Source organism: Helicobacter sp. MIT 99-5507, from assembly GCF_003364295.1.
In the GTDB taxonomy this organism is placed as follows: domain Bacteria; phylum Campylobacterota; class Campylobacteria; order Campylobacterales; family Helicobacteraceae; genus NHYM01.
Window position 1 is genome coordinate 1 of record NZ_NXLO01000005.1, and the last position, 2,781, is coordinate 2,781.

Sequence of the window (2,781 nt, forward strand, 5' to 3'; positions counted from 1 at the left end):
GGAATCGAGCCACTTGGAAATGTACAAAATGCTCAAGGAGCGCAAACTGGCGGATGTGGGGCTATAATTATTTTAGATACAACTACAGGAAACCTAACATTTGATCCAAACCGAATATCTGCAACTACTACTAATGGTAATAATGGGGGAACATTCTGTAAATCTCTAAAAGAATCTTATCCAAGTGGTTCAAATAGAATTATCCCTCTTGCTACAACTGGAGCAGTGAAATTCTAAATATTCTTAAAAGATTCTAGCTACTAAGCTAGAATCTAAATTTAAATCTCTCTCATCACACTTTTTAGATCCCAATAAAAAGCTAGAATCTAAATATCATTATTGTTGTCCCATTTGTATTAGCACACCTTCGATAATATCATCAATATCACCATCTAAAATTGCATCTACATTACTATAAGCTATATTACTACGCAAATCTTTTACTTGTTGATATGGTGCTAAAACATAGCTTCGTATTTGATGTCCCCAAGCAATATCGCCTTTATCATCATTTGTATTGTTTTGTTTTTTTAACTCCAAATCATAAAGCTTAGATTTTAGCATTTTTAGTGCTGTAGCTTTATTTTTGTGCTGACTTCTATCATTTTGGCATTGCACTACAATCCCTGTTGGAAAGTGTGTTATTCTAATCGCAGATTCTGTTTTATTTACATGCTGTCCACCTGCTCCACTTGCGCGATATGTATCTATCCTTATATCTTTTTCTTCAATCACAATATCAATATCATCATCTATTTCTGGACTTACTTGCACACTTGTAAAGCTTGTATGTCGCTTTGCATTTGCATCAAATGGCGAGATTCTAACAAGCCTATGCACTCCGCTTTCAACTTTTGCATAACCATAGGCATTTTCACCCTTTATGATAAAAGCAACACCTTTAATCCCAGCTTCTTCACCATCTTGATAATCAAGCAACTCAACTTTAAAGCCCCTTCTCTCGCACCATCTAAGATACATACGATAAAGCATACTTCCCCAATCCTGAGATTCTGTGCCACCAGCACCAGGCTGTATTGTGATAATAGCATTTGTGCCATCATGCTCACCGCTTAGCATTACTTCAATCTCGATTTTTTTAATATTAGATTCTAAAGCTAAAGCCTCATTAAACAAGCTATTTAACATATCGCTATCTTCTTCACTTAATGCAAGATCATAAAGCTCTTTTGCATCATTTATAGAATCTAGTGCATTTTGATAGATTGATAGAATCCTATTTATCTTGCTTTTTTGCTTTCCAAATTCTGCGACTTTTTTATTATCACTCCAAAAATTTGGATTACTCTCCTCTTTTATAATATGCTCTAATTCCTCTTTTAGGGAATCTATTTTGATAATTTTTGCAATATTTTGACATTTACAATGCAGTGTTTTTAATAATTCACCATATTCATAAGAATCCACACTAACCGCCTTTAAAAGTATTATGAAATTATACAAAATGAAAAGATAGATAAATTCATATAATTTTTATTAGTATAATTAAAAAAAATTATTTAAAAGGATAAAAATGCTTATTAAAAATTATAAATTTGATGTAGATAAAACAAAAACAACAGATGAGAATCTGTATAAAAAAAGAAGAGAAATACTAAAGCTTATGGGGATTACAAGCTCTATTGCGATATTTCCAAATATGCTTAATGCAAATGATAAATATAAATTAGAAACAATTACGCCAGAAAATAAAGCTACAACATATAATAATTTTTATGAATTTGGATTGGATAAAAGCGATCCATCAAGAAACGCACATACGCTAAAAACAAGACCTTGGCAAGTCAAAATCACGGGTGAAGTTGATAAAGAAATCACACTTGATATTGATACGATCTTAAAAGAAATGCCTATCATTGAGCGAGCATATAGGCTTAGATGCGTGGAAGCATGGAGCATGAATATACCTTGGAGAGGATTTGAACTAAATAAATTATTAAATAAAGTAAAAATCAAAAGTTCAGCTAAATTTGTGCAATTTAAAACAAAATATGCACCTAATGAAATGATAGGACAAAAAAATCCATATATTGGTGGTTTTATAAAATATCCATATATAGAAGGATTAAGGCTTGATGAAGCACTAAATCCGCTTACATTGATAGCAACAGGAATGTATGGAAAAGACTTGCAAAATCAAAATGGAGCTCCGCTAAGGCTTGTTGTGCCTTGGAAATATGGATTTAAAAGCATAAAAAGTATAGTTGAAATAAAACTGGTAGAGAAAATGCCAGAATCTACATGGATGCAATTGCAAGGTGATGAATATGGATTCTATGCAAATGTAAATCCAAATGTGCATCACCCACGATGGAGTCAAGGCGAAGAGCGATTTATTGGAGGGAGTTTTTTTAGCTTTGGAAAAGTAAAAACTCTCATGTTTAATGGCTATGAAGAAGAAGTCTCAAATATGTATAATGGAATGGATTTAGTAAAATTTTTCTAAATAATTATTAGCTTTTTAAGGAAATATTCAAAAAAAAAAATGTTTAAATTTCATTTACTTTTACTCTACTAGAGTTAAAAGAAATTTTATTTCACAAGGAGTTTAGAATGAAAAGAAGTGGTTTCTCAATGATTGAGTTGGTTTTCGTTATCGTTATTTTAGGTGTGCTTGCTGCTGTTGCTGTGCCTAGATTCGTAACAACAAGGACAGATGCACAAGTGGCAATGGCAAGAAGTGATATTGCTTCTGTATTAAAAGCAATCCCTGCAAGAGTCTTTGCAGAAAATCTAGACCCTACAGCATCAACTCCTACT

4 protein-coding genes are annotated in these 2,781 nt (G+C 32.2%); 3 read left to right on the plus strand and 1 reads right to left on the minus strand.

All coding sequences use genetic code 11. The features are described 5' to 3' along the window. Positions 1-237: hypothetical protein (locus CQA42_RS08305; RefSeq protein WP_181881535.1), on the plus strand; the 237-nt coding region annotated here is incomplete at its 5' end. 99 nt (positions 238-336) lie between these two features. Here the strand turns inward: CQA42_RS08305 and prfB are convergent. After that, positions 337-1,428, minus strand: a complete 1,092-nt coding sequence (gene prfB, locus CQA42_RS08145) for a peptide chain release factor 2 (RefSeq protein WP_115584199.1) — start codon at positions 1,426-1,428, stop codon at positions 337-339. A 106-nt stretch (positions 1,429-1,534) separates the two neighbouring features. On the opposite strand from prfB, the gene msrP reads away from it, so the two are divergent. Both msrP and CQA42_RS08155 read left to right on the plus strand, forming a co-directional pair. After that, positions 1,535-2,467, plus strand: coding sequence for a protein-methionine-sulfoxide reductase catalytic subunit MsrP (gene msrP, locus CQA42_RS08150; protein ID WP_115584200.1), 933 nt, complete (start codon positions 1,535-1,537; stop codon positions 2,465-2,467). Positions 2,468-2,574: 107 nt separating this feature from the next. Further along, the coding region (locus tag CQA42_RS08155) for a type II secretion system protein (protein ID WP_115584201.1) at positions 2,575-2,781 on the plus strand (207 nt) is incomplete at its 3' end.